This window comes from Mycobacterium sp. ITM-2016-00318, assembly GCF_002968285.2.
Lineage (GTDB): Bacteria > Actinomycetota > Actinomycetes > Mycobacteriales > Mycobacteriaceae > Mycobacterium.
Window position 1 is genome coordinate 4,682,492 of sequence record NZ_CP134400.1, and the last position, 25,306, is coordinate 4,707,797.

Annotated in this window: 29 protein-coding genes and 1 pseudogene; 15 read left to right on the forward strand and 15 right to left on the reverse strand. The window is 67.5% G+C overall.

Features of this window, described 5'->3' with window-relative positions; translation table 11 throughout:
- Window positions 1–39 precede the first annotated feature (39 nt).
- The 3 genes from pstS to C6A82_RS22990 form a co-directional block, all read right to left on the reverse strand.
- A complete protein-coding gene (gene pstS / locus C6A82_RS22980; RefSeq protein ID WP_105345877.1) occupies window positions 40–1,164 on the reverse strand; it encodes a phosphate ABC transporter substrate-binding protein PstS in 1,125 nt (374 codons plus the stop codon).
- A 131-nt stretch (window positions 1,165–1,295) separates the two neighbouring features.
- On the reverse strand, window positions 1,296–2,192 hold the full coding sequence (mshD, locus tag C6A82_RS22985; protein WP_105345875.1) for a mycothiol synthase: 897 nt from the start codon (window positions 2,190–2,192) through the stop codon (window positions 1,296–1,298).
- On the reverse strand, window positions 2,189–2,965 hold the full coding sequence (locus C6A82_RS22990) for a response regulator transcription factor (RefSeq protein ID WP_105345873.1): 777 nt from the start codon (window positions 2,963–2,965) through the stop codon (window positions 2,189–2,191). Before C6A82_RS22990 ends, mshD begins: the two co-directional genes overlap by 4 nt.
- Window positions 2,966–3,076: 111 nt before the next feature.
- On the opposite strand from C6A82_RS22990, the gene lmeA reads away from it, so the two are divergent.
- From lmeA to C6A82_RS23025, 8 genes are all read left to right on the forward strand, one after another.
- Window positions 3,077–3,931, forward strand: coding sequence for a mannan chain length control protein LmeA (gene lmeA, locus C6A82_RS22995; protein WP_233216967.1), 855 nt, complete (start codon window positions 3,077–3,079; stop codon window positions 3,929–3,931).
- Entirely contained in the window at window positions 3,928–4,359 is a 432-nt protein-coding gene (locus C6A82_RS23000) for a thioredoxin family protein (protein ID WP_105345871.1), read from the forward strand. The genes lmeA and C6A82_RS23000 overlap by 4 nt, the downstream gene beginning before the upstream one ends.
- Window positions 4,360–4,364: 5 nt before the next feature.
- Window positions 4,365–4,481 carry an Ms5788A family Cys-rich leader peptide gene (locus tag C6A82_RS27010; RefSeq protein WP_396836561.1) on the forward strand — a complete coding sequence of 39 codons (117 nt, stop codon included), beginning with the start codon at window positions 4,365–4,367 and terminating at the stop codon, window positions 4,479–4,481.
- Window positions 4,482–4,574: 93 nt separating this feature from the next.
- Window positions 4,575–5,057 carry a DUF4395 domain-containing protein gene (locus C6A82_RS23005; protein ID WP_105345867.1) on the forward strand — a complete coding sequence of 161 codons (483 nt, stop codon included), beginning with the start codon at window positions 4,575–4,577 and terminating at the stop codon, window positions 5,055–5,057.
- 35 nt (window positions 5,058–5,092) lie between these two features.
- The gene (locus tag C6A82_RS23010) at window positions 5,093–5,926 is read left to right on the forward strand and encodes a sulfurtransferase (protein WP_105345865.1); all 834 of its coding nucleotides are present in this window, start codon (window positions 5,093–5,095) and stop codon (window positions 5,924–5,926) included.
- Window position 5,927: 1 nt separating this feature from the next.
- Window positions 5,928–6,230 carry a DUF1416 domain-containing protein gene (locus C6A82_RS23015; RefSeq protein WP_105345863.1) on the forward strand — a complete coding sequence of 101 codons (303 nt, stop codon included), beginning with the start codon at window positions 5,928–5,930 and terminating at the stop codon, window positions 6,228–6,230.
- Window positions 6,231–6,485: 255 nt separating this feature from the next.
- On the forward strand, window positions 6,486–7,142 hold the full coding sequence (locus C6A82_RS23020; protein ID WP_105345859.1) for an FABP family protein: 657 nt from the start codon (window positions 6,486–6,488) through the stop codon (window positions 7,140–7,142).
- Window positions 7,142–7,405, forward strand: coding sequence for a hypothetical protein (locus tag C6A82_RS23025; RefSeq protein ID WP_105345857.1), 264 nt, complete (start codon window positions 7,142–7,144; stop codon window positions 7,403–7,405). The genes C6A82_RS23020 and C6A82_RS23025 overlap by 1 nt, the downstream gene beginning before the upstream one ends.
- Here the strand turns inward: C6A82_RS23025 and C6A82_RS23030 are convergent.
- Window positions 7,402–8,241 (reverse strand): ABC transporter substrate-binding protein, encoded by an 840-nt coding sequence (locus tag C6A82_RS23030; protein ID WP_199193801.1) that lies wholly within the window; start codon window positions 8,239–8,241, stop codon window positions 7,402–7,404. The two genes, C6A82_RS23025 and C6A82_RS23030, sit on opposite strands and share 4 nt — an antisense overlap.
- Window positions 8,242–8,271: 30 nt before the next feature.
- Window positions 8,272–9,063: an SDR family oxidoreductase gene (locus C6A82_RS23035; RefSeq protein WP_105345854.1), complete on the reverse strand. Its 792-nt coding sequence runs from the start codon at window positions 9,061–9,063 to the stop codon at window positions 8,272–8,274.
- A 325-nt stretch (window positions 9,064–9,388) separates the two neighbouring features.
- Here C6A82_RS23035 and C6A82_RS23040 point away from each other — a divergent pair, with 325 nt between their 5' ends.
- A complete protein-coding gene (locus C6A82_RS23040; protein WP_105345853.1) occupies window positions 9,389–10,069 on the forward strand; it encodes a class I SAM-dependent methyltransferase in 681 nt (226 codons plus the stop codon).
- Window positions 10,070–10,075: 6 nt separating this feature from the next.
- Here C6A82_RS23040 and C6A82_RS23045 read toward each other — a convergent pair whose 3' ends face one another.
- A complete protein-coding gene (locus C6A82_RS23045; RefSeq protein WP_105345851.1) occupies window positions 10,076–10,963 on the reverse strand; it encodes an aminodeoxychorismate lyase in 888 nt (295 codons plus the stop codon).
- 65 nt (window positions 10,964–11,028) lie between these two features.
- On the opposite strand from C6A82_RS23045, the gene C6A82_RS23050 reads away from it, so the two are divergent.
- Together C6A82_RS23050 and C6A82_RS23055 are read left to right on the forward strand one after the other, a co-directional pair.
- On the forward strand, window positions 11,029–12,102 hold the full coding sequence (locus C6A82_RS23050; RefSeq protein ID WP_311101493.1) for a folate-binding protein YgfZ: 1,074 nt from the start codon (window positions 11,029–11,031) through the stop codon (window positions 12,100–12,102).
- 136 nt (window positions 12,103–12,238) lie between these two features.
- Window positions 12,239–12,415: a DUF3073 domain-containing protein gene (locus C6A82_RS23055; protein WP_105341667.1), complete on the forward strand. Its 177-nt coding sequence runs from the start codon at window positions 12,239–12,241 to the stop codon at window positions 12,413–12,415.
- A 15-nt stretch (window positions 12,416–12,430) separates the two neighbouring features.
- On the opposite strand, the gene purM is transcribed toward C6A82_RS23055, so the two are convergent.
- Window positions 12,431–13,504, reverse strand: a complete 1,074-nt coding sequence (gene purM, locus C6A82_RS23060) for a phosphoribosylformylglycinamidine cyclo-ligase (RefSeq protein WP_105341665.1) — start codon at window positions 13,502–13,504, stop codon at window positions 12,431–12,433.
- 172 nt (window positions 13,505–13,676) lie between these two features.
- Here purM and C6A82_RS23065 point away from each other — a divergent pair, with 172 nt between their 5' ends.
- Entirely contained in the window at window positions 13,677–14,072 is a 396-nt protein-coding gene (locus C6A82_RS23065) for a cupin domain-containing protein (protein ID WP_105341664.1), read from the forward strand.
- Between the two features lie 70 nt (window positions 14,073–14,142).
- Complete coding sequence (locus tag C6A82_RS23070) at window positions 14,143–15,123, forward strand: NAD(P)H-binding protein (protein ID WP_105341662.1); 981 nt, start codon at window positions 14,143–14,145, stop codon at window positions 15,121–15,123.
- Window positions 15,124–15,126: 3 nt separating this feature from the next.
- Here C6A82_RS23070 and purF read toward each other — a convergent pair whose 3' ends face one another.
- Both purF and C6A82_RS23080 read right to left on the reverse strand, forming a co-directional pair.
- Window positions 15,127–16,650, reverse strand: a complete 1,524-nt coding sequence (purF, locus tag C6A82_RS23075; protein WP_311101494.1) for an amidophosphoribosyltransferase — start codon at window positions 16,648–16,650, stop codon at window positions 15,127–15,129.
- A 148-nt stretch (window positions 16,651–16,798) separates the two neighbouring features.
- Entirely contained in the window at window positions 16,799–17,191 is a 393-nt protein-coding gene (locus tag C6A82_RS23080; RefSeq protein WP_105344354.1) for a sterol carrier family protein, read from the reverse strand.
- Between the two features lie 16 nt (window positions 17,192–17,207).
- Here C6A82_RS23080 and C6A82_RS23085 point away from each other — a divergent pair, with 16 nt between their 5' ends.
- A complete protein-coding gene (locus C6A82_RS23085) occupies window positions 17,208–18,413 on the forward strand; it encodes an MCE family protein (protein ID WP_105344356.1) in 1,206 nt (401 codons plus the stop codon).
- Window positions 18,414–18,484: 71 nt separating this feature from the next.
- Here the strand turns inward: C6A82_RS23085 and C6A82_RS23090 are convergent.
- The 6 genes and pseudogenes from C6A82_RS23090 to C6A82_RS23115 form a co-directional block, all read right to left on the reverse strand.
- Window positions 18,485–19,333, reverse strand: a pseudogene (locus C6A82_RS23090) (hypothetical protein).
- A 107-nt stretch (window positions 19,334–19,440) separates the two neighbouring features.
- Window positions 19,441–20,040, reverse strand: coding sequence for a CPBP family intramembrane glutamic endopeptidase (locus C6A82_RS23095; protein WP_199193706.1), 600 nt, complete (start codon window positions 20,038–20,040; stop codon window positions 19,441–19,443).
- 23 nt (window positions 20,041–20,063) lie between these two features.
- Window positions 20,064–21,818, reverse strand: a complete 1,755-nt coding sequence (locus C6A82_RS23100; protein WP_396836568.1) for an alpha/beta hydrolase — start codon at window positions 21,816–21,818, stop codon at window positions 20,064–20,066.
- Window positions 21,815–24,145, reverse strand: a complete 2,331-nt coding sequence (gene purL / locus C6A82_RS23105) for a phosphoribosylformylglycinamidine synthase subunit PurL (RefSeq protein ID WP_105344358.1) — start codon at window positions 24,143–24,145, stop codon at window positions 21,815–21,817. The genes C6A82_RS23100 and purL overlap by 4 nt, the downstream gene beginning before the upstream one ends.
- Entirely contained in the window at window positions 24,142–24,435 is a 294-nt protein-coding gene (locus tag C6A82_RS23110) for a hypothetical protein (RefSeq protein ID WP_142405930.1), read from the reverse strand. Before C6A82_RS23110 ends, purL begins: the two co-directional genes overlap by 4 nt.
- A 45-nt stretch (window positions 24,436–24,480) precedes the next feature.
- Complete coding sequence (locus C6A82_RS23115; RefSeq protein WP_105344360.1) at window positions 24,481–24,825, reverse strand: VOC family protein; 345 nt, start codon at window positions 24,823–24,825, stop codon at window positions 24,481–24,483.
- A gap of 90 nt (window positions 24,826–24,915) precedes the next feature.
- Between C6A82_RS23115 and C6A82_RS23120 the strand changes: the two genes are divergently transcribed.
- On the forward strand, window positions 24,916–25,305 hold the full coding sequence (locus C6A82_RS23120) for a nuclear transport factor 2 family protein (protein WP_105344362.1): 390 nt from the start codon (window positions 24,916–24,918) through the stop codon (window positions 25,303–25,305).
- Window position 25,306: the final 1 nt, after the last annotated feature.

The window sequence follows — 25,306 nt, forward strand, 5'->3', positions numbered from 1 at the left end:
GCACCCATCCTCCCGCATCGGAGCGCACACGCCACGTAACTACGCGATTGCGTCGATGGACTTCTCGAGGCGCTCCTTGAACGCACCGGGCAGCGACACGTAGCCCGCCGCCGACAGTCCCGCCTGGCCTTCATTGGCTGCCACGGTCAAGAACGACTTGAGCGCCGCGGTGGTGTCGGCGTCGTAACCCTTCGAGCAGACGATCTCGTACGTCGCGAGCACAAGCGGGTAGGCGTCGGCCGCCTTGGTCCCGTAGATCGAATTCAGGTCGAGCGCCAAGTCGTTGCCCTCGGCGGCGAACTTGGCGCCGTCGATGGCCTTCTTCGACGTGTCCTCGGTCAACTCGACCGCTCCCCCGCCGTTGTCGATCTGGGCGAACGGCAGACCCGCCTGCTGGGCGAATCCCTTTTCCACGTAGCCGATTGCGCCTGGGGTGGCCTGCACGGCCTGCACCACACCGGCCGACTTCTGCGCGCCCTCACCGGCGCCGCCCTGGAACTCGCTGCCCGTATCCTTCGTCCAGGCGTTCGGGGCGGCGGCCTTCAGGTACTTCTGGAAGTTGTCGGTGGTGCCCGACGAATCCGAGCGGTAGACCGGCTTGATGTCGACATCGGGGAGGGTCGCACCGGAGTTCAGCGCGGCGATGGCCGGGTCGTTCCACTTCTTGATCTGGCCCTGGAAGATCCTGGCGAGCACGTCGCCGTTGACGACGAGCTTGTCGACACCCTCGAGGTTGTAGGCCATCGCGACCGGGCCGAACACCAGCGGCAGGTTCCACGCCGGGTTGCCTCCGCAGCGATCGGCGGCGGTCTTGACCTGGTCGTCCTTGAGTGCCGAGTCGGAGCCTGCGAAGTCGACCTGCTTGGCGATGAACTGCTCGCGTCCCGCGCCGGAACCGGTCGGGTTGTAGGAGAGGTTCTTGCCCGAGCAGACCTGTGCCCAGACTTTGTTGAACTCGGCGATCGCGTTCTGCTGAGCCGTCGAACCCTCACCGGTCAGCGAGTTCTTGCCGCCGCATCCGGCAGACGACGAGGCGGTTCCCGACGCACCGGAGGTGCTCGTTCCGGCGTTGTTGTCGCTGCCGCAGGCGGACAGCGTCAGCGCGGCGAGCGCGGCGGCGGAGAGCGTCGTACCGAACGCCTTGCCAATGCTGTTGAGCTTCACGTACTCCCACTTTCATCGAGGAACTCTGACGGCTTCAGACTCCCCGGCAACGTATGCGGCCGTGGTGGACGGCTGTGGGATGGAGGGTGAACGAACGGTGAACAGGTACAGCTGATTTGCAGATGAAGCGGCTAGTTCGCGGCGTACGCCACGTCGATGCCGGACACCTCAAAACCCAGCCGTTGATACGTGTTGACCGCCCCCGAGTTATCTGCCTCGACGTAAAGCATCACGGTCGGCTGGGAGCTTCGGCGAAGCCGGTCGGCCAGGTGGTGCAGCCCGATCAGCGTCAGGGTCGCCCCGACGCCGCGGCCCTGTGCGCCCGGGTCGACGCCCACCACGTACACCTCGCCGAGGTCTTCGTTGTGCACCTTGGTCCAGTGGAACCCGAGCAGCTCGCCGCTCCCCTCGTCGAACGCAAGGAACAAACCCTCGGGTTCGAACCACGGCTCGTCGCGACGCTCGGCGATGTCGGCTTCGGTCAACCCGCCCTGTTCGGGATGCCACGCGAACGCGGCGTTGTTGACCCGCAGGAGTTCGGCGTCGTCGTCGGGGCCGCGGTAGGTGTCGATCCGGACCCCGTCCGGCATCCGCAGCGGAGGCAGGTCGGTCAGCGGGCGACGCAACTGCAGGAGCTCGCGAGCCGCCTCCAGCCCGAGCGATCTCGCCGTCGCCCGCGCGGGCTCCAGATTCCCGTGCGCCCAGATCCGCGTCCCGTCCCCACCCTCGGCAAGCGCCGCGCGCGCCATCGCCGACCCGATACCGCGCCTGCGCCACCGCGGGTGGACGACGAGCTCGACCATCGCCGGGTCCTCACCGGTCGCCGGGGCGAGATTGAGATAGCCCACGGTGTCGCCGCCGTCGAGCGCCACCAGGTGGTGGGTGCGATCGTGGGACAGCTCGCGCAGGACCTGGTCGCCCACCGGTGCGATGCCGTCAACTTTTTTTACCGCGGCGATCAACGTGCGGATCGCGCGCCGGTCCTCCTCGGCGAGCCCGGTGCGCCACCCGATCGAAGGTTCGGTCACTGGGTACGCAACGGGTCAGCCAGCTCATCAGGCAGACCCATGGGTGCATCGAACGCGTCGTCGAGATCGTCGGGCGCGTCGGCACCCGCTGCGGGCGCACGCCCCCTGGCGGGCCGCACCGCCTTGTATCCGACGTTGCGCACGGTGCCGATCAGAGACTCGTATTCGGTACCGAGCTTGGCGCGCAACCTTCGCACGTGGACGTCGACGGTGCGTGTGCCGCCGAAGAAGTCATACCCCCAGACTTCTTGCAGCAGTTGCGCTCTGGTGAAAACCCGGCCGGCGTGCTGGGCCAGGTACTTGAGCAGTTCGAATTCCTTGTAGGTGAGGTCGAGCGGTCGCCCGCGCAGCCGCGCGGTGTACGTGCCCTCGTCGATGACGAGCTCGCCGAGGCTGACCTTGCCCGCGTTCTCCTGGCTCGCCGCGCCGCCGCGGCGGCCGACGAGAAGACGCAACCGCGCGTCGATCTCGGCGGGACCGGTGCTCGGCAGCAGGATTTCGTCGAGTCCCCATTCCACGCTGACCGCGACCAGACCGCCTTCGTTGACCACGGCGACGACGGGAACCGAAGTACCGGTGCTCCCCAGCAGTCGGCACAGGCCGCGCGCGGCGGCGAGGTCGGTGCGCGCATCGACGATCGCGATATCGGCGCTACCGGCCTCCAGCAACGACGACACCTCGGTGGGGGCGGTACGCACGTTGTGGGCCAGCAGCGACAACGATGGCAGGACCCCCTCAGGATGCGGGTCGGCGGTTAATAGCAGTAGATCCACGGGCCCTCCAGCGTGCCGGGCAGATATTGACGGACATCGCTGTCGTCGGATACCTCCCAGATTCGTGCGCGACATCTGGGCGTTACCAGTGCACTAACGATAACCCGACCCATGGTGATTGGCCGCGCCGAGCAGAGCGTGGCCGCTCCGGTGGGCCAGAATGTCGCTGTGCGCAAGCTGGTGATCGGGGTGATATCGGCGGTGACCGCGGTGGTGGTCGGAGGGGTCGGCGTCGACTTCGGCGCGGCGATCTACGCCGAATATCGCCTGGCCAGGGCGGTTCGCAGCGCGGCAGAACTCAACTTCGACCCGTGGGTCGGCATCATCGGCTTCCCGTTCATCTCCCAGGCCGCCGGCAGGCATTACAGCCAGATCGAAATTCGTGCCAATGGCGTAGATCACCCCGTCGGGGGCGAAGTCTCCTACGAGGCGACCTTGTATTCGGTCGACGTTCCGGCCGACTCGTGGCTCATCGATGCGGATTCCGAACTTCCGGTGGCCGAGGTCGAAAGCCGGGTCATCATCGACTCCACCCATCTCGGTCGCTTCATGGGCATCCCCGACCTGCTGGTGGAGGCGCCGCCCAAGGAGACGAACAACCCCACCGGCGGCACTACCGAATCGGGTATCTCGGGCAGTAAGGGGCTGGTCTTCACGGGTACACCGAGAGCAGCCGACTACGACGAGAGAGTGAGCATTTCGGTGGATCTGTCCGTCGCGGGACCCGACCGAACGACCCTGGTGTTCACCCCGACGGGGGTCCTCACCGGCGCGGGCACCGCCGATCAGGAGGTGCCCGAGGACAAGGCCGCGGCCGTGTTGGCCGCGTTCAGATCCATGATGCCCGGGCTCGAGCTGCCGTTCGGGCTCGCCCCGACGAGCGAGGGAGTCCGCGGGTCCGACGTCATCATCGAAGGCATCGCCAAGGGAGTAACCGTCTCGCTGAATGAGTTCACACAGTCATGAGCCCGTCGATTGCCATTGTGATCGTCGTCCTGATCGCGGCGTTCGGGATCGCCTACGTCATCAACAGGCTGATCGCCCTGCGCGCCGGCCTGATGAAGGAGACAGCGAACGCAGCGGAATCGGAGTCGGTCGACACCTCCGGGCTCGGCCTTTCGCCGACCGGTCCGACGATCGTGCACTTCAGCGCGGTGTGGTGCGGGCCGTGCTCGGGTGTACGAAAAGTCGTCGACCAGGTCTGCGCCGAGCTGCCCGCCGTGTCGCATGTGGAGATCGACATGGACGCCGATCCCGAGGCGGCGCGCCGCCTTTCGGTGCTGTCTTTGCCGACGACATTCATCTTCGACGCCGACGGCCGAAGGCGATACCGGGCCTCCGGCGTCCCGACTGCCGCTGACCTGCGGTCCGCGCTCGAACCGCTGTTGGCTTGATCACCATGTCATTGGGTAAGCTGTCCCGCGTGTCCGCCCGCCTCCAGGTGATGCTCACCAAGCGCCGCGCAGTCGACCTGTGCCGCATTGCGGGTTCCTGCTGTTGTTGTTGTAGCTGCTGAGCGCAGCTGCGCGGTCTCGCGCGCTTCGCTCGGAGCAGCCCTGATGTGGCCTGCTCGCAACCAGCCGTATCCAACAACAGGAGTGTGACTTCCATGACATCCGAACTGCGATCGCCCGCGACGAACGCAACCGTCGACCATGTCGACGTCCGCGGGCCCCGCTTCGCCGCATGGGTCACCACCGCGGTCCTCGTCGCGACGCTGCTGGTGTCCAGCGTCAGCCTCACCGCCGCCGCGGTGATCCTGGGCGGACAGGCAGTGGTCTTCGCGATCGGCGCGCTCAGCGGGCCCCGCAAGCACCCGTACGGCCTGCTCTTCGCCAAGCTCGTCGCTCCCCGGCTCGCCCCGGTCACCGAGAAGGAGCCGGTACCGCCGCTGAAGTTCGCGCAGCTCGTCGGCTTCGTCTTCGCCGTCTTCGGCACCGCCGGGTTCGCGACGGGGCTGAGCACACTCGGACTGATCGCCACCGGGTTGGCATTGGTCGCCGCATTCCTCAACGCCGCCTTCGCCATCTGCCTCGGCTGTCAGCTCCACCCCCTGATCGCGCGTCTGCGTCGATCGCGGGTTCCCGCGTAATAGGCACGAATCAAGCAATCGAAAGGATTTCCTTCATGGCTCGCTCCGATGTCCTGGTCACCACCGACTGGGCCGAGAGCAATCTCGACGCACCGAACACCGTCTTCGTCGAGGTCGACGAAGACACCTCCGCCTACGAGGGCGGCCACATCGCGGGCGCGGTCCGGCTCGACTGGAAGACCGAGCTCCAGGATCAGGTCAAGCGCGACTTCGTCGACGCCCAGCAGTTCTCGAAGCTGCTCTCGGACAAGGGCATCAGCAACGACGACACCGTGATCCTCTACGGCGGCAACAACAACTGGTTCGCCGCATACGCGTACTGGTACTTCAAGCTGTACGGCCACGAAAACGTCAAGCTCCTCGACGGCGGACGCAAGAAGTGGGAACTCGACGGCCGCCCCCTGGTCTCCGAGGTGCCCGACCGCCCGTCGACCTCGTACACCGCCAAGGCGCCCGACAACAGCATTCGGGCATTCCGCGACGAGGTCATCGCGGCGATCAACGAGAAGAACCTCGTCGACGTGCGCTCGCCCGACGAGTTCTCCGGCAAGATCCTCGCTCCCGCGCATCTGCCGCAGGAGCAGAGCCAGCGGCCGGGCCACATCCCCGGCGCGATCAACGTGCCGTGGAGCAAGGCGGCCAACGAGGACGGCACGTTCAAGTCGGACGACGCCCTCGCCAAGCTCTACGCCGAAGCCGGTCTGGACGGTGAGAAGGAGACCATCGCGTACTGCCGCATCGGTGAGCGCTCGTCGCACACGTGGTTCGTGCTGCAGGAACTGTTGGGACACAAGAACGTAAAGAACTACGACGGCAGTTGGACGGAATACGGCTCCCTTGTGGGTGCCCCGATTGAGTTGGGAAGTTGATATGTGCTCTGCACCGAAGCAAGGACAGACGCTGCCTGCAGGCGTCGACCTGGAGAAGGAAACGGTGATCACCGGTCGCGTCGTCGACGGTGCCGGCCAGTCCGTCGGCGGCGCGTTCGTGCGCCTGCTCGACGCGTCTGACGAGTTCACCGCCGAGGTCGTCGCGTCGGCCACCGGCGACTTCCGGTTCTTCGCCGCGCCAGGCACCTGGACGCTGCGCGCACTATCCCCCGCGGGCAACGGCGACGCCAGCGTTGCACCGTCGGGCGCAGGAATCCACGAGGTCGACGTCAAGGTCGCGTAGCGACGAAGGCGGCGTGGGCCCACGCGCCAGCTGGGGAGCACGAGCCGACGTGGGGGCACTCCCCTCGCAAGCTGGGGGCCCACCCGCTTGCGGGGGAGAGCTGCGCCATCAACCGCGCCTAGGCGGCAGAAGGCCGCGGTCGCGGACTAGACTTGCGACCGTGGTGTTGTTCTACGAACTGCTGCTCGTGGCCTGCGTGGTGGTCATCACGTGGTTCGCGCTGTATGCGCTGTACCGGCTCATCACCGACGAATCGTGACTTCCGACAAGAGTCCCCTGCCCGACGGGTCGGGCGACCGGGCGGTTGCCGCCGCCGCAGAACGGGCCAAGACGACGGCCGCGCGCAACATCCCGGTGTTCACCGATCTGCCTGCGCCCGCCGATACCGCGAACCTGCGCAAAGGCGCCAATCTGAACGATGCGCTGCTTGCGCTGCTGCCGCTGGTCGGTGTGTGGCGCGGCGAGGGCGAGGGCCGAGGCGCGCAGGGCGACTACAGATTCGGACAGCAGATCGTGGTGTCACACGACGGCGGTGACTATCTGATCTGGGAAGCGCGGTCCTGGCGGCTGACCGAGTCCGGCGAGTTCGAGAAGACCGGCCTGCGGGAGTCGGGTTTCTGGCGCTTCGTCGACGACCCGAACGACGCGAACGAGTCGCAGGCGATCGAACTGCTGCTGGCGCACTCCCAGGGCTACGTCGAACTCTTCTACGGCAGGCCACTGAACCAGTCGTCGTGGGAACTGGCCACAGATGCATTGGCACGCAGCAAATCCGGCATGCTGGTCGGTGGAGCGAAACGGTTGTACGGCATTGTCGAGGGGGGCGATTTGGCTTACGTGGAGGAACGCGTCGACGCCGACGGCGGGCTGGTTCCGCATCTGTCGGCCAGGCTGACGAGGTTCGTCGGCTGATGCGCGCAGTGCGGTTCGCGGCGGTTGTCGCCGCAGCAGTCGTCATCGCGGGCTGCTCGTCAAACGAGGCCCCGTCAGAGGAGTCGTCGACGCAGTCGCCCGCCCTGAACGGTCACGGCGGCTACGCGAGTTGCCTCCGCGAACACGGTGTCTCGGCTCCGCCGGGACCCGTCACGGGACCGCCCCAAGGGACCGACGAGTCCACCTGGAAGAAGGCCGAGCAGGCGTGCGCTTCGCTCGCGCCAGGCCCCGACGCGCCCTAGCGAAGTAGCGGCGCCTTGCCCGCCTCGGCCAGCCACGTGGTCTGCAGCGCGGCCAGCGTGCCGTCATCGCGAAGGGCGTCGACCACCGATGAGACGCAGCGGGTCAGCGAGCTGTCTTTGTTCAGCACGATCCCGAATTGCTCGACATCGTCTCCGCCTGCGGGCAATTGGCCGACCATGACGCCGTCGCTCAGTTCGTTGGCCACTGCGAACGCAGTCGGCAGATCCGCGACTAGCGCGTCGATCTCGCCGCTGCTCAACGCCATCTTCGCGTCGACGTTGGTGCTGTAGACAGATACCGGGCTGACGCCGTTCACCGAGGTCGCCGCCGAGTAGCTGGTCGTTCCGACTTGCACACCGAGCCGTAGTGGTTTGAGCGCAGCCACGCTGCGCGCCGCCGCAGCCGGCGACGACTTGCGTGTGACGACGGCTTGCGTCACGTCGAAATACGGCGCCGAGAAATCGACGGCCGCCCTGCGCTGGTCGGTGATGGAGAATTCCGACAGGCTCGCGTCGAACTCCTTGCCACCCGGCGCCAGAGCCGCGTTGAACGGCACCCGTACCCACCGCACGTCGTCGCGCTGATAACCGAGCCCGGCCGCGACGGCATAGGCGACGGCGGATTCGAAGCCCTCGCCGTTCTCCGGGTTGTCGCCCATGTACCAGGGCGGATAGACGGGCTGGTCGGTGGCGACGGTGAAGACGCCCCTGTACATCGTGTCCAGCGAATCCCTCGTGCACTGCGACAGGCCCGCCGCAATGGGCGGCCCGGCCGTCGGGGCGCAGCCGACAAGCGCAGCGGCCAGCAGCGGAACGAACCGCCCCGGCGAACGCATGCGGGGCATCATCGCACGCGCCGCCCCGGCTCAGCGCTTATCGCGCTGACCCTCTGCGACCTTCGCGGTCACCTTGTCCGCGCCGATGCGTCGCGTCAGACCCGCTGCAAGCTCGGGTGCCAGGCCCGCGAACATCGACACGGCCCGCACGGTCAGCGGCGCGACGTCGATCTCGCCGCGGTTCTTCTCGATTGCGGTGACGACAGCGTGCGCCACCTCTTCCGGGGAGCTGGTACCTGTGCCCGGCGGGAGATCCACCTTGGCGTCGGCGAACATGCCCGCCTCGCGGACCATTCCTGGAAACACCACCGATACCCCGACACCTGCCTCGCGTAGGTCGGCCCGTAGTGAGGCGGCGAACCCGCGCAGGCCGTACTTGGTTGCGCTGTAGACGGAGGTGCCGGTCATCGCGGCCTTTCCGAGAAGGGACGACATGAACAGCAGGTGGCCGCCGCCGTTGGCGGCCATCCGCGGCGCGAGTTCGTGGGCGAGCACCATCGGTGCGCGCAGGTTCACATCGAGCGCGCGGTCGATTTCTTTCACGGTGAACGAATCGAGCGTGCCCGATGCGGGCAGCGCGGCATTGGCGATCAGGATGTCGACGTCGCCGGCTTCCTGCGCGAGACGGACGACGTCATCTGGCGCGGACAGGTCGACGGTGAGCGGCCGTGCCTTGAACTCGGTCGCCAGTTGCTCGAGCAGGTCGCCGCGCCGCCCGGTCACGATCAGCTTCCCGCCGCGGTCTGCGACCGCTTGTGCAATTGCGTGCCCGATACCGCCGGTGGCGCCAGTCAGTAGCACGTTCGACCCGGAGATTCGCATGGGTTTGAGGCCTCGATCCGATAGGGGTCTTCCGACCCTGGAAATGGTGCGGCCCCCGAGCCGCTGTTCCTGGTTGGACAAAACCGAGGGGCTCGGGGGCCGGGTGACTGCGGGGAATTCGCCGGCGCGCGCAGGTGACTCCCCTGGCGCTGCTAGCTCGCAGCCACCTCACATGTCCATAAGTCAATCAATTTCTCGGACCACCTCCTTCCCTGTGTACGGCCGAAGTTACCACTCACCCAAAGCTGCTGCTAGGAAATTATTTCCAGAGCGAACAAGCCGCGTCACCTATGATCAACGCTCCGGTCTGAGGGGAGCGAAACCCATGGCGATGGCGCCGTTCGACGAGATCACCGCGATCTATACGTCGTTTCACGCATGGACGTACGAGACCATCGTCGCGCCTGCGGTCTATGAGTCCCGGCACGTGATCGACGAGCGGTTTCTGCCGCACCTTCCCCAGGGCGCCCGCGTCCTGGACGTCGGTTGCGGCGGCGCCAAGTTCACCAAGTACATCGCCGATCAGCGGCAGGACATCCAGCTCGTCGGTATCGACCTGTCCAAGCCGCAGATCGCGCGCGCCACAAAGCTGATGAGCGGATACGGCGACCGCGTCCGGTTCGAAATCGGCGATGCGACACAGCTGGCCTTCCCTGACGCCTCCTTCGACGGCGTGCTCAGCTACGGCTCCATCAAGCACTGGACGTCGCAGCATGCCGGGCTGGCGGAGTGCATCCGCGTGCTCAGACCCGGCGGGCCGCTTCTGGTCACCGATGCCGATCGCAGCGCGACCTTCGAAGACTCCGAGAACCTCGTCGCGAACTACACGACCCCGCGCTTCCTCGGCGGGCCCAACCTCGCGTTCTTTCGCACCTGGATCGCGGGGCGGTCGCTCGACCTCGACGACGCCCGCGACCTCGCGAGCCGCATCGACCTCGTCGACAAAGACGTCTCGCGCATCGAAGGCCTGCCGCTGCTGATGCTGTCGGGCCGCAAGCCCGAGTAGGGGCGCTCAGCGATCGCTGACGATGGCGGCGTCGACGAGCTCGGCGAATTCGGCCGCTATCGGCGACGGCCGCAGCGGCTTGCCGTCCAGGGTGTGCACCCGCGCCGCCAGAGTGATGCTCGAGACCAGCCAAACGCCTTGCGCGGCATAAAGATCGGCGGGCCGCAACGCCCGGTAGTCGCAGTCGTACCCCTTGTTGCGCGCGACCTCGAACAACGCCTGCTGCGTGGTGCCGCGCAGAATCGGATACCAAGGTGGCGGGGTGAAGAGACAAGGACGTCCGGCCTCCCCCTCCCCGTAGGTGGCGATGACCACCGTCGAACGCGGCCCCTCGAGCACGTTGCCCTCAGGGCTGACGAAGACGACGTCGCCTGCGCCCTGTCGCTCGGCGTGCCGCAGGGCCGCCATGTTCACCGCGTACGACAGCGTCTTGGCGCCTGCGAGCAGCCAGGGCATGTCGGCGGCGCCTTGCGACGGCAGGCTGCGCTGCAGCGTCACGGCCGCGGTGCCGTTGGCGCGGACGGTGGCGACCCTGTCGGCCAGCGCGCCGATCATGGCGTAGGCCGTCGGTTCCGAGCCGCTCTCGCGGCCGCGGCTGTAGATCAGCCGCAACACACCCTCGGCGCCGCCCATCTCCGTCCAGCGGGCAGTGGCGGCCGCCACTGCGGCACGCCAACGCACCAGTTCCGGTTCGGGCAGATCCATCAGCCGCGCCGACTGCGTCAACCGACCGAGGTGAGCTTCGAGCAGACACGGCCGTCCGTCACGCACCAACAGCGACTCGAAGATGCCGTCGCCGCGCACCGCGGCCAGGTCGTCGGCGTGCAGCAGCGGTGTCCGAGGGTCGTGGCACTGCCCGTCGAGCGTGACCACAACCCCCGGTTCGCTCGCCATGGCCAAGAAGCGTAGCGCCAGCCGACGAGCGCTTGGCCAGGAGCATCGAACGTACGATTGGAACCATGTCAGCAGTTCCCGCCCCCGAATCGGGGCCCGACGCAGGCGCCGCCTGGCACTACGGCGATCCGCTGGGCGAGCAGCGCGCCGCGGCCGACGACGCCGTGGTGGTGGACCGCTCGCATCGGGTCGTCATCGAGCTGCGAGGCGGCGAGCGCAAGAGCTGGCTGCACAACATCTCCACCCAGCACGTCAGCGACCTGCCCGACGGCACGGTCACCGAGAATCTGAGCCTCGACGGGCAGGGTCGTGTCGAAGATCACTGGATTCAGACCGAGCTCGGCGACGTCACCTATCTCGACACCGAGGCATGGCGCGGAGAGCCGTTGCTGGCCTACTTGCGCAAGATGATCTTCTGGTCCGACGTCGCGATCGAGCAGGCCGATCTCGCGGTGTTGTCGCTGCTCGGCCCTCGGCTGGCCGACGACCGGGTGCTTGGTGTCCTCGGGCTCGCTTCGCTACCGGCGGAGAACACCGCCGAGGCTCTTCCCGGCGGCGGCTTCGTCCGCAGGCTCTGCGGCCCCGACAGCAGGCTCGACCTGGTGGTGCCGCGCGCGCTGGCCGCCGACTGGCTGGACCGGTTGACCGCCGCGGGCGTTCGCCGCGCGGGGGTGTGGGCCTATGAGGCGCAGCGGGTGACGGCGCTGCGGCCGCGCCTCGGTGTCGACACCGACGAGCGGACGATTCCGCACGAGGTGGGCTGGATCGGCAGCGCGGTGCATCTGGACAAGGGCTGCTATCGCGGGCAGGAAACCGTCGCACGGGTTCATAACCTGGGTAAACCGCCCCGGATGCTGGTGCTGCTGCATCTCGACGGGTCCACCGATCGGCCCGCGGCAGGCGATCCGGTGCTGGCGGGCGGGCGGACCGTCGGTCGGCTGGGCACCGTCGTCGACCACGTCGATCTCGGTCCCGTCGCACTGGCCCTTCTCAAACGCGGCCTGCCCGCCGACACGCCGCTGACCACCGGCGGCGAGGCCGAGGTCGCCGCCGTCATCGATCCCGACTCGATGCCCGCCGCCGACGTCACAGGAGCCGGCCGGGTGGCCGTCGAGCGGCTACGGGGCGGCACACGGTGAGCCGATCCGCGCCGGGTGAGGGCCTGCCAGCGCAGCTCGGCAGGGCACGGTAAAGTGTTGGCAGGACATAAAGAACACACAGATCGGAGCCGCCTGTTTATTGGGCCGCTCCGTTATTGCGCGAGGGGGTCCCCCCATGGGCCGCGGCCGGGCGAAGGCAAAGCAGACCAAGGTTGCTCGTGAGCTCAAATACAGCTCACCGCAGACCGATTTCAGCCAGTTGCAGCGCGAGCTGGCCGGGTCGGACGGAAACGAGCCTGACGGCGATCTCGACAGCGCCGACTGGGCGTCCGAGGACGACTGGCGGCGGTAACCCGCGTCAACCCGCCTAGAAGCGCGGGTGCCGGCCCACGAGTTGCGCGCGTGGGCCGTCCTTGCTGCCTTTCTTGACGGTTCCGAGAATCCAGCAGTTCAGGTGACGCGCGGTCAGGATCGCCAGCGCGCGGTCGGTGTCCTCCGGCGCCACAACGGCCACCATCCCGACGCCCATGTTGAACGTCTTCTCCATCTCGATACGGTCGATGCGGCCGCGCTGGGCGATCATGCCGAAAACCGGTGCGGGCGTCCAGGTTCCGCGATCGACCTCGGCCGCCAGCCCGGGCGGGACGACGCGCTCCAGATTGCCTGCCAACCCGCCGCCGGTGATGTGGCAGAACGTTCGGACCTGGCTTTCGGCGGCCAGTGCCAGGCAATCCTTGGCATAGATGCGGGTCGGCTCGAGCAGCTCTTCGCCGAGCGTTCGGCCGAACTCCTCGACGTGGCCGGCCAGGTTCATCCGGTCGATCTCCAGCAGCACCTTGCGGGCCAGCGAGTAGCCGTTGGAGTGTAGTCCGGTGGAGCCCATGCCGATGATCACGTCGCCCGGTTTGACACGGTCGGGGCCGAGCACGTCGTCCGCCTCAACGACGCCGACGCCGGTGGCCGAGATGTCGTAGTGGTCGGGAGCCATCAGCCCGGGGTGTTCGGCGGTCTCACCGCCCAGCAGCGCGCATCCAGCGATCACACAGCCGTTGGCGATACCTGACACGAGCTCGCTGACCCGCTCGGGAACCGTGCGCCCGACGGCGATGTAGTCCTGCAGGAAGAGCGGCTCGGCGCCGCAGACGACCAGGTCGTCGACGACCATCGCGACGAGGTCGAAGCCGACGGTGTCGTGTTTGTCCATGGCCTGGGCCACGGCCAGCTTGGTGCCGACGCCGTCGGTCGAGCTGGCCAGCACCGGCTCGCGGTACCCACCACGTAGGGCGAACAGCCCGGCGAACCCGCCGAGGCCACCGCGCACCTCGGGCCTGGTCGCCTTGCTCGCCAGCGGTTTGAACAGTTCGACGGCGCGGTCACCTGCTTCGATGTCCACCCCGGCCGATGCGTAGGAGATGCCGTGTTGTGCGGCGCGATCCGTCATCGCAGCCAAATCTACCGGGCTGGGCGACCGCACGGTATGCGCTGGCACTTCTGCGTCTTCTGCGGCACATAAACCCAGGACTTCGGCGGTTATGACAAGGTGACCGACCATGACCCGAAGCATCCGAGGAGCACTCGTGCGAGTTTGTTGGTTTGCGCCGGCCGCCGCTGCAATGGCGGCGGCAGCGGTTGCCGCGCCCGGCGTGGCGGCCGCGACGCCTGCCCGTGACACCGACGGCACCGTCATCTGGCAAACGAGCGACGAGGGCAAGGACTACATCTTCCGCGAAATCGCCATCGCCCCTGGCGGCAGCACCGGCTGGCACTCCCACGCCGGCGAGCTGCTCGGAGTCGTCAAGGAGGGCGTCTTGATGCATTACCGGGCCGACTGCTCGATGGACGGGCTGTATCTGGCGGGCCAGAGCATCGCCGAGAAGGGCGGTCCCGGCTATGTGCACATCGGCCGCAATCCCGGCCCCGGGCCGCTGGTCCTGCAGATTCTCTACATCGATCCGGCCGGCGCGCCCCTGTCGGACGACCAGCCCGATCCCGGCTGCGGGTTTGCCTGAGGCCGGAAACGGTCATCCGCCCGTCGACTGGCTCCGAATACCTGAGGAGACACGACGGAGGTGAGACGAAGTGCCCGCTGCAGATACTCGCTGCCTGGTGACCGGAGCGACGGGGTACATCGGTGGGTTGCTCGTGCCTCGACTGCTCGACGCCGGCCTGCCGGTGCGGGCGTTGGCGCGTAATCCCGACAAGCTGGCGACGGCGCCATGGCGCGATGACGTCGAGGTGGCTCGCGGTGATCTGACCGACCCGGAGTCGCTGACCGAGGCGTTCGACGGCGTCGACGTCGTCTACTACCTCGTGCACTCGATGGGCACGTCGAAAGATTTCGTCGCCGCGGAGAGGGAGTCGGCCCGCAACGTGGTCGAGGCGGCGAAGAAGGCGGGCGTGCGGCGGCTGGTGTACCTCAGTGGGCTGCATCCGGAGGGCGCGGAGTTGTCGCGCCATCTGATGTCGCGCACGGAGGTCGGCGAGATCCTCATCGATTCCGGCATCGAGACGGTCGTGTTGCAGGCAGGCATCGTGGTCGGCTCCGGTTCCGCGTCGTTCGAGATGATCCGCCATCTCACCGACCGGCTTCCTGCGATGACGACGCCGAAGTGGGTGAGCAACAAGATTCAGCCGATCTCGATCGACGACGCCCTCCACTACCTCGCCGGCGCCGCGACGGCTGACGTCCCGTCGTCGCGGACATGGGACATCGGCGGTCCCGACGTGATGGAGTACGGCGATGCGATGCAGGGCTACGCCGACGTCGCGGGGCTGCGCCGTCGAATCATCGTGGTGCTGCCGTTTCTGACGCCGACCATCGCCAGCTGGTGGGTCGGCCTGGTCACACCGATCCCGTCGGGCTTGGCGCGACCGCTGGTGGAGTCTCTCGAATGTGACGCCGTCATGCGCAACCACGACATCGACGAGATCATCCCGCCGCCGGAGGGTGGGTTGACGGGATACCGTGCTGCGGTCACCGAGGCGCTGCAGGGTGACGGCACCGCGTCAGACGATGGAAAGCGACACCTGTTGAGGTTCAGTCCCACTGCGCCGCAGTAGGTTTCAGGGTCGACGCAACGCTGAGGCGTTGTCGCTGTCGGGCCGCAGCGGGATCCCGGTGCGCGCGGCGGTCGAGAGCATCTGCTCGATGACGTTCTTGCCCAGCGCCGTCTCACCCGGCAGCTCGATCGGGTACTTGCCGTCGAAGCAGGCCGAGCACAGCCTTGACGCGGGCTGTTCGGTCGCGGCGATCATGCCGTGCTGCGAGATGTAGCCGAGCGAGTCGGCGCCGATGCCGTGCCGGACGGCCTCGACCGCCTCGTCCTCGTTCTCGACGGCGTTGGCGATCAGCTCGGCGGGCGTGGCGAAGTCGATGCCATAGAAGCACGGCCACTTCACCGGCGGCGAGGCGATGCGCACGTGCACCTCGATCGCGCCGGCCTCGCGCAGCATTCGCACCAGCGCGCGCTGCGTGTTGCCGCGCACGATCGAATCGTCGACGACGATGAGCCGCTTACCGCGGATCACTTCCTTGAGCGGGTTGAGCTTGAGCCGGATACCCAGCTGGCGGATCGTCTGCGACGGCTGGATGAACGTGCGCCCGACGTAGGCGTTCTTCGTCAGGCCCTGCCCGTACGGAATGCCTGATTCCTGCGCGTAGCCGACGGCGGCCGGGGTGCCGGACTCGGGCACACCGATCACCAGGTCGGCCTCAACGGGCATCTCCTGGGCCAGCCTGCGGCCGATGTCCACGCGGGTCTTGTGCACTGAGCGGCCGCCGATGGTGCTGTCGGGCCGCGCCAGGTAGACGTATTCGAAGACGCAGCCCTTGGGCGACGGCGGGGCGAACCGACTGGAGCGCACGCCGTCGGCGTCGATGGCCAGCAGCTCGCCGGGCTCGATGTCGCGGACGAATGAGGCGCCGACGATGTCGAGCGCAGCGGTCTCCGACGCGACCACCCAGCCGCGGTCGAGGCGCCCCAATGACAGCGGCCGCACACCGTACGGGTCGCGGGCCGCATAGAGCGTGTTCTCGTCCATGAAGGTCAGGCAGAAGGCACCGCGCACGGTCGGCAGCAGCGCAAGTGCGGCCTGCTCCAGCGACGAGTCTGCGGCCCCGTGTGCCAGCAGCGCCCCGAGGATGTCGGAGTCGGTGGTGGCGGTGGCCGCTCCGCGAGTGTTGATGAGGCCGGCGTCGCGGGCTTGGGCGGCGAGTTCGGTGGTATTTACAAGGTTCCCGTTGTGTCCGAGCGCGACGCCGGTGCCCGCGGCTGTGTTGCGGAACACAGGCTGAGCGTTCTCCCACGTGGTTGAGCCGGTCGTGGAGTAACGGCAGTGCCCAATCGCGACGTGGCCCTCCATAGCGCCGAGAGTTTGCTCGTCGAAGACCTGGCTGACCAGCCCGAGATCCTTGAACACCAGCACCTGCGAGCCGTCGGCGACGGCGATACCCGCAGCTTCCTGACCTCGGTGTTGGAGCGCGTAGAGGCCGTAGTAGGTGAGCTTGGCGACCTGCTCGCCGGGAGCCCACACACCGAAGACGCCGCACTCTTCTCTTGGTTCGTTCTCCGTTTGCTCGACGGTCACGATAAGGCTGCTCCCATAGGCGGTGGGTGACGAGGTCAGTCTACGGTCTTGCGGGGTCGATGACGGAATCGTGGCGCTCATGTCGCCGGCTCTTTCAACAATCTCGGCGTGCGAGTCGATTCCCTGGCGTGTCGATGGCACGCCCCGGTCAGCCGTCCACCGGCACGACCGGCAACAGGGCGGCGACCTCGGGCGCGCGTGCGCCGGACATCTGCAACCGGCCGCCGGAGGCGGCATCGGCGACGGTGGTGAGCCCGGTGGCGAGCAGCAGCCAGGTGCGCGGATCGGTCTCGACGACGTTGGGCGGAGTGCCGCGCGTGTGCCTCGGCCCCGAAATGCATTGCACCGCAACGAACGGCGGCACTCGGACCTCGACGCTTGCGCCAGGCGCGGAGGTGGCGAGTGTGCGCGCGGTGAGCCGAACGGCTTCTGCGAGCGCGGATCGTTGCGGTGCGGGACGATTCTCGTCGCGCAGCCAGTCAGCGAGTGCAAGCACGGCTGCGCGCGTCTTCGCCGGATCAGCGGTGCGGTGGGCGGACATACCTTAGTGTCTCAAGGTGTTCGTCGACCGACATAAGCCGCCGTACAAGGCGGCTGGAGCGGTCCTCGTCGTGCTCACCGTCGTCGCGGCGAGCCTGCTTTTTCTCCAGTTCCGCGGCGAGCTCACCGAGAAGACGCCGCTGACGGTGCTCGCCCCGCGCGCGGGCCTCGTCGTCGACCCCGGCTCGAAGGTGACCTACAACGGCGTGGAGATCGGGAAGGTGGCAGGCGTCGACTACGTGGAGGTCGACGAGACCGCCAAGGCCAAGCTGACGTTGGACGTCGAACCGCGCTATCTGGGTTTCATCCCGAGAAACGTTATCGCCGACGTCAGTGCGACGACCGTCTTCGGCAACAAATACATCGCGTTCAGCTCGCCGAAAGACCCGAGCACACAGCGCATCACGAGCCGGGACGTCATCGACGCGTCGTCGGTGACGACGGAGTTCAACACCCTCTTCGAGACGGTGATGGAGATCTCGGAGCAGGTCGACCCGGTCAAGCTCAACGCCACGCTCAATGCGGCCGCCCAGGCGTTCACCGGGCTCGGCGAGCGGTTCGGGGACTCGCTCGCCGACGCGATCCGGATCATGGACGACCTCAACCCGCGGATGCCACAGATCCGCGCCGACACTCAGGCCGTCGCCGACCTGGCCGACGTGTACGCCGACGCCTCTCCCGACCTGTGGGACGGTCTCGACAACGCCGTGACCACCGCGCGCACGATCAACGAGCGACGGGGCGACATCGACGCCGCGCTGATGGCCGCGATCGGGTTCAGCAACACCGCGACAGGGAGTTTCGAGCGCGGCGGGCCGTATCTCGTCCGGGCCGCCGAGGATCTGCTGCCGACCACGAAGCTCCTCGACGACTACCGGGCGATGATTTTCTGCACGACACGCAACTACGCCGAGGTGGGCCCAAGGCTGGCGAAGACCCTCGGCGGCGACAACGGCTACGCGCTGCGGGCGTTCGGCACCGTGCTGCTGCCGGGCAACCCGTTCATCTACCCCGACAACCTGCCGCGGGTGAACGCTAAGGGCGGGCCCGAGGGACGCCCCGGTTGCTGGCAGAAGGTCACGAAGGATCTCTGGCCGTTCCCGTATCTAGTGATGGACACCGGCCTGAGCATCGCGCCCTACAACCATTTCGAAATCGCGACGCCGTGGACGCAGGACTACATCTGGGGCCGCACAGTCGGCGAGGCGACCATCAACCCCTGATTTCCCGCGAAATGGCATTCCAGCAGAAGAATCGCGAGAAGCGGTCTGCCCACATGCAGTGTCGCGAGTACTTAAGGACGCCAGCCGCGCGAGACCAGCGCATCCCAGGCACGGCGGACGATCGCGGCCGGCCGGTCTTCCTTGATGACGCGCTGCACGATGTAGCCGAGACGCTCGATCTTCGGGATCACCCGCATGTCCTTGACGTACTGCGGGCGGTCCGTCCGGTGCTGATCGCCGTCGTACTCCGACAGGACCTTGAAGTCCTCCCAGCCCATGTCGACGGTGCGCAGCAAGGTCCCGTCGACATCGAAGATCGGTATCTGAGTCCGTGGTGTGGGTAGGCCGGCGTCCACGTAGAGCAGCCGCGACCACGTTTCTCGCGGCGAGGCCGCTCCGCCGTCGACGAGCGGCACGGCATCCTTGAGCCGTTTCACACCTCGGGCACCGCGGTACCGCTTGGCCAACAGCTACACTTCCTCGCTGGAGAACGGTGCGGCCCGCATCAAGGCGTCCAGCCGTGCGATCGCTTGCCCGCGCGATTGGTACCGGCCCAGGTCCAGCGCAGTGCGGGCGACAGTCGTCACGGAAATGCCGTCAACGCAGGTGATCTCGTCTTCAGCGATGCGTTCGTTGCGCGCGATGATCCCCGCGGGAGGCCTAGGGCACCGGTGGATCACCTCGATGTCGATGTCTGCATCGACCCACTCAGCGCCGTGCAACGCAGACGCCGCGACACCGGTGACAATCGCTCGCCGCTTGGACCACAGCCACGCGCCGAGTGCACGGTCGCTAACGGTCAATTGCCTGCGGCGCGGCGCATGCACGTTCGGATAGAACGGCCGATACCAGCGCGCGAGTGCATGTCGCGTGACGACGCCGTTGACTACCGCCTCGGTTCCGATGAGTATCTCGCTCACATCGCTTAGACGTCCGCCACCGACTCGTTCGCTCCCCGCCTCGCGAGATTGCGCTCAAGCAGGAGAATTGCGAGAAGGGGCCTGCCGGAATGCCATTTCGCGGGAATCTAGCGCGCGAGGCGCTGCACACCGATCGCCGCGACCGCGCCTGCCTCGTTGATCGCGAAGTGTGCGAGCATCGGGGCCGCCAGGCTGCCCGAACGTTCGTGCAGCAGCGCGAAGAACCAGCCCGCGACACCGGTCGCCACAATCGTGCCGATCACCGGTTCTCCTGCGCCCCTGGCGTCGTCGATGTGCGACAGCCCGAACGCCAGCGCCTGAAGCAGTCGCCCGCCGGTCGGCCCGAAGGCGTCGGCCGCGACCGTGCCAAGCGCAGCGCGGAACGCTGCCTCCTCCGACCACACCGTTCCGACCGGAATCCGAAACCCCAGCCACGAAGCCGGCGCCGCGGGCAGATCCCGTACGGCCATCGCCGAGCGCACGGGCGACGCGCCCGTCGACGCGCCGACGCCGATGATCACCGGCGCGGCCACGGCCAGCCCGAGACGCAGGCCCGCCCACAGCTGCGGCGGGCGCAGGCCGAGCGGTGCGCGGGCCGCCATCACCAGCCCTGCCCCGAGCGCCGCGTTGACCGGCGGCCGTACCCGCTCAGGCAGCCGCGGGCTGACCATTCCGTGCCAGCCGATCAGCCCCGCCGCCATCGCCATCGCTCCAATAGGCTTGGCGCGCACTAATACTCGGGTCCGTCGTCGGCCTCGGTCTCCTCCAGAGCCGTCCTGATTCGTTCGCTGTCCCCGGGTGTCCAGCCGTCCGGCGGGGCGACCGCGGCCCAGCCGTCGAGCACGAACTCGCCGTAATTGTGGCCGTGCCCGCCCGGCACCGAGCTCGCGTTCGTCATGTCGGCGGCGACCTGCCAGAACGTGACGATCGGGTACCACCGCATGAGCGGCGTGCGGTCCCGCCCAGGCGGCTCCTTCAGCCAGTCGGGCCGGTTGAACAGAAGGTCCTCCGAATACCAGACGATCGGGTCCGAGGCGTGTTGCAGAAAGAGCACGCGGGTGCCCTCCCATGTGGCCTCTGTGTCGGAGGCGATCTCGGCCGAGCCATTGGCCTGGGAGAACCGCACGGTGCGACCGTTGTCGTAGCGGGGTTCGACCTCGGGGGTGCCGGGATCGCGTCGCACGGTGATCGCCTTCCACAGCGGGCTCGCGTTCGGCGGCCCCACCCACAGCACCGAGGAGAACCCCATTCGGGCAATGTCGGGGAGCCAGTCGAACGCGCCCTGCCCCGCCATCGAGCCGAGGCTCTCGCCGTAAAGCATCAGCTTGGGCCGCCGATCGGCAGGCAGCCGCGACCACCACTCGTGGACCGCATCGATCATCGTCCGACCGGACTGCATCGACTTGTCCCTGTCGCCGAGGAATGAAATCCAGCTCGGCAGATAGGAATACTGCGAACCGACCATCGCGGTGTCGCCGTTGTACATCAACTCCAGTGCGCGCGCCGCGACGGGGTTGATCCACCCCGTGCCCGTGGTCGGGACGATGACAAGCACCCTGCGGTCGAATGCGCGGGTGCGGTCGAGTTCGCGAACCAGAATGTCGGCGCGCTCCTGATCGGTGTCCGCCGTCTGCAGGCCCGCGTACACCCGGATCGGCTCCTTGGCGGGTGTGCCGTTCAGCCGGGTCAGCTCATCGACATGGGGCCCGGTGGCCACGAAGTTGCGGCCCTGGAAGCCCAGCGTCTCCCAGGGCGCGAAAGATGTTGGGCTGCCAGACTTCTCGGGATCCAGCGGTTGGGTGATCGCCTCCCGGGTCGTTGTGTTCTGCGGCTGGAACACTCGGTTCGCGCCGACCAGGAAGCCGCGGATCAGCACACCGTTGATCAACGTGATCGCCAGCACGACGACGATCGCGGTGCCGATGAACAGCGCAACCTCGTCGTGAAGGCGCCAGCGCCTGATGAAGTACCGGGCCATCGTTTTGATCAGGTCGATGACGACGCGCGCCAACGAGACGCACAGGCCGGTGACGAGCATCGCGACGATCAAGGTGCGCAGGTAGCCGACCGTGCCCGGCCCTTCCATGCCCATCACCGCCGAAACCCGGCGCTGCCAGGCGGCCGCAGGGATCAGCATCAGTAGGCTCACAGCCGTCGAGAGTGCGATGGTGACGGCCTTGGCCCAATAGAGGACCCGCCTGGGCGGCGGCCACCATCTCCTTCGCTGTAACACGAAGCGCCGCAACATCTTTCCGATGAAAACACCTATCCCGTAGCCGATGGCGGCGTTGGTTCCGCCGATCAGTCCCTGGAACAGCCAGTCGCGCGGCAGCAGTGACGGCGTCAACGACAGACAGAAGAACAGTGCGCCGAACGCGATCCCGACGAAGTCGAGCCGCACCAGGCTCCACGCCCAGACGAGCAGTGGGTGGCTGCGTTCGTCGCCTGCGGCGACCGGTTCGTCCGTGAGGGCGTCGGTTGTCACCCGAACAACCCGGGAAGCACACCCTCCGATGTGCTGCGCAGGTCCTCCAACGAAACCGTGAACTGGTCCTGCACCTCGACGGCGTCGCTGCCTTGATCCACCACCCCGACGCGGGTGACAGGAAGCCCGCGGGCCTCGCACATGGACCGGAACCGGCTCTCCTCGGTGCGCGGAACGGCGACCAGCACCCGCCCAGTCGACTCGGAAAACAGGAATGTGAACGGGTCTTGGCTCTCGGGAATGATTATGCGGCAACCGGTTTCACCGGTCAACGCCGCTTCGACGACCGCCTGCATCAAGCCGCCCTCGGACAGGTCGTGTGCGGCCGAGATCAGCCCGTCGCGCGATGCCGCGGCGAGCACCTCGGCGAGCAATTGCTCGCGGGCGAGGTCGACCTCGGGCGGGTGTCCGCCCAGATGGTCGGCGGTGACCTGCGCCCAGATCGAGCCGTCGAACTCGTCGCGGGTCTCGCCGAGAAGCAGCAGCGTCTCCCCGGGTTCGGTGCCGATCCCGGTGGGGATGCGACGGCCGACGTCGTCGATGACGCCGAGCACACCGACGACCGGGGTCGGCAGGATCGCCGTCGCGCCGGTCTGGTTGTAGAAGCTGACATTGCCGCCGGTGACCGGAATGCCAAGGGCGGCACAGCCGTCGGCCAGCCCGCGGACGGCCTCGGAGAACTGCCACATGACACCGGGATCCTCGGGCGAGCCGAAGTTCAGGCAGTTGGTGACGGCGATCGGCGTGGCACCGGTCACCGCGACGTTGCGATAGGCCTCGGCCAGGGCGAGCTGCGCGCCCCTGTACGGGTCCAACTGGGTGTAGCGGCCGGAGGCGTCGGTGGACACCGCGATGCCGCGGCCGGTGGACTCGTCGACCCGCAAGACCCCACCGTCGGCGTTCTCGGCGAGCACGGTGTTTCCGCGGACGTAGCGGTCGTACTGCTCGGTGATGAACGCCCGGCTGCAGAGGTGCGGACTGCCGAGCATGGCAAGCAGAGTCGCGCGCAGCTCGTCACCTGTCTGCGGCCGCGGCAACGTCTCGGACGTGTCGGCGTTGAGCGCGTCCTGGGTCGCAGGCCGCTCGACGGGCCGTTCGTAGACGGGCCCTTCGTGCGCGACGGTGCGGGGCGGCACGTCGACGACTGTTTCGCCGTGCCAGGTGATCTTCAGCCGGTCGCCGTCGGTGACCTCCCCGATGACGGTCGCGAGCACCTCCCACTTTCGGCACACCGCCATGAACGCGTCCACGTTCTCGGGCGCGACGACGGCGCACATCCGTTCCTGCGACTCGCTTGACAGGATCTCGGCAGGCGTCATGTTCGCCGCCCGCAGGGGCACCGCGTCCAGCTCCACGGCCATGCCGCCGTCGCCCGCTGAAGCGAGTTCCGATGTCGCACAGGACAACCCGGCGCCGCCGAGATCCTGAATGCCGATCACCAGGCCGGCGGCGTACAGCTCGAGGCAGCACTCGATGAGCACCTTCTCCATGAAGGGGTCGCCAACCTGAACCGACGGCAGCTTCTTCCGCGACTTCGCTGGTCCAGCTCCGCCTTCGGCTTCGTGTCCGGCCCCGTCCTCGTCGCCACCGAACGTCTCCGACGCCAGCACCGATACGCCGCCGATACCGTCGAGGCCGGTGCGCGCACCGAAGAGAATGATCTTGTTGCCTTCTCCCGACGCGAACGCCAGGTGCAGATCCTCTTTGCGCAATACCCCGACACACAGCGCATTGACGAGGGGATTGCCCGCGTAGGACGCGTCGAACACCGTCTCGCCGCCAATGTTGGGCAGTCCAAGGGAATTTCCATATCCGCCGATGCCTCGCACCACACCGTCGACGACGCGACGGGTGTCGGGCGCATCCGCGGCGCCGAACCGCAGCTGATCCATCACTGCGACCGGGCGGGCGCCCATCGCCATGATGTCGCGGACGATCCCGCCGACACCGGTGGCCGCGCCCTGGTACGGCTCGACGTAGGACGGGTGGTTGTGCGACTCGACCTTGAAGGTGGCCGCCCAGCCGTCGCCGATGTCGACCACGCCCGCGTTCTCACCGATGCCCGCCAGCATTGCGGCCCGCATCTTCTCGGTGGTGGTCTCGCCGAAGTAGCGCAGGTGCACCTTCGAGGACTTGTAGCTGCAGTGCTCGCTCCACATCACCGAATACATCGCCAACTCGGCGTCGGTCGGCCGTCTGCCGAGGATTTCCCGGATGCGGTGGTATTCGTCGTCCTTGAGCCCGAGCTCGCGGAACGGTTGCGGTTGGTCGGCAGTGGCTGCGGCGTGCTCGACCGTGTCGACGGTCTGCGTGAGCTCGGAGGTCACCCGGTCAGTCTAGTTTGCGACCTGTCGTATGCGCGGGCAGCCGCGGGCGCGCCCACTCCGTGCAGGATGACGCTGCCGAGGACCGCGATGACCATGGTCATCAGCACCGCCCGCTCGTCATCGCCGATGAGCACGTTGAACGCCAGCAGGCCGAACACGACCGACGTGGTGCCACGCGGGCCCGGCCAGCCCAGCAGCAGCCGTTCGGGCCAGGAGAACCGGGAGCCGAGCATCGCGCTCAGCACCGGCAATAGGCGTACCACCGTCGGCGCCAGCAGGCAGAACAGCACCGTTCGCCAACACGGCCGCGATTGTGCCCGGTGCGCGGCAGTTTGCTAGCCGCCCGCGACGCAGAACGCGTTGCCGTCGGGGTCGGCGAGGACGACCCACTCGAACTCGCCGAAGTTGCCCCTGCCGGTTTCGCTGGCGCCGAGGTCGACCAACCGCTTCACCTCAGCCTCCCGATCGGCGGTGCTGAAGTCGAGGTGGATGCGGTTCTTGCCCGGCGTGGGATCCTCGACCTGCTGGAATGCCAGGCCAGGCCCATCGGGTACCGACACGACGACGAAAAACGGTGGGGCGACGGGGTTTACCTGCCCGCCGAGGGCCTTGGCCCACCACTGGGCGAGCTTCTCGGGATCGGTGGTGTCGAAGGTGATGTTCTCGGTTTTCAGCGCCATGGGCAGACCCTATGCCAGCCCGGTGACAGGCAGCCCCGCATTACCTCGCACGTAATTGAGCTTCGCGCGAACACCGCGCACGCTTGGTCCATGACCAAAACACAGACCACCCCGACATTCAGCGCCGAGTTGTGGGCGGCCTTCTGGGCCGCGCCGGATGTGACCCGGGCGGGCGACGTCCTCGCCGACGACATCGTCGGCTACTGGCAGGGCAACCCGAAGCCGGTGCGGAGCAAGGAACTCTATGTCGCCAAGATCGCCGAGCTGGTGGGCGCCATGCCCGACCTGGCATTGGAACTCGTGGACAGTGCGACCGTCGACGGCTCCGAACCCGGCGAACAGTTGGTGTATCTGCACTACGTGGGTAAGGGCACCGGGCCGGACGGACCGGTCGCCATCCGCGGCCTCGACCGGGTGCGCGCCCGTAACGGCGTCGTGGTGGAGAACGTCATTCGCTACGACATGGTCGAGCCCGGCTGAC